The organism is Dactylosporangium siamense, from assembly GCF_016862795.1.
Classification (GTDB): Bacteria; Actinomycetota; Actinomycetes; order Mycobacteriales; family Micromonosporaceae; genus Dactylosporangium; species Dactylosporangium siamense.
The window spans coordinates 1-569 of the sequence record NZ_BONQ01000171.1; the positions used below are offsets into that span (position 1 = coordinate 1).

Below are 569 nucleotides of genomic sequence, written 5' to 3' on the forward strand. Positions count from 1 at the left end.
CCCCATACGTCACCGACTCATCCCCACACCGCACCGCCACAGCATCCGGACACGTCACCACCCACCCACCGATCAACTCGTGGATCGTCTCCACCGGCGGCAGCTCCACCACGGGAGCGCCCCACCTCGACAGGTCCACCAGCTCGCCGGGCGTCAGCAACGGCAGCCGCGACAACCGCACATCCGTCGCGCCCGCCACCGCCGACAGCAGCCGCTGAAAATGACCAACAAACCCCGACATCCGCGCCGCGTCGAACAGCGCCGTGCTGTACTGCACCGAACCCACCACGCCCGCCCCGGCCTCAGCCAAAGCCACCGACAGATCGAACTTCACCGGCATCGACACCGGCCCATCACCGACCGGACCCTCCGCACCACCGGCCGCATAGTTGAACAACACCTGGAACAACGGCGTCCGCGACCGGTCCCGCACCACACCCAACTCGTCCACCAACTGCTCAAACGGCACATCCTGGTGCTCGTATGCGGCCAGGGTGTCGGCGCGGACGCGCTGCAGCAACTCCACGAACGTCGGATCGCCGGACAGGTCCGTACGCAACACCAGCGTG

At 67.3% G+C, this 569-nt stretch carries 1 protein-coding gene; it reads right to left on the reverse strand.

Going from position 1 to position 569, the window contains the following annotated elements:
* The coding region (locus Dsi01nite_RS50910; protein WP_239137010.1) for a condensation domain-containing protein at nt 1-569 on the reverse strand (569 nt) is incomplete at both ends.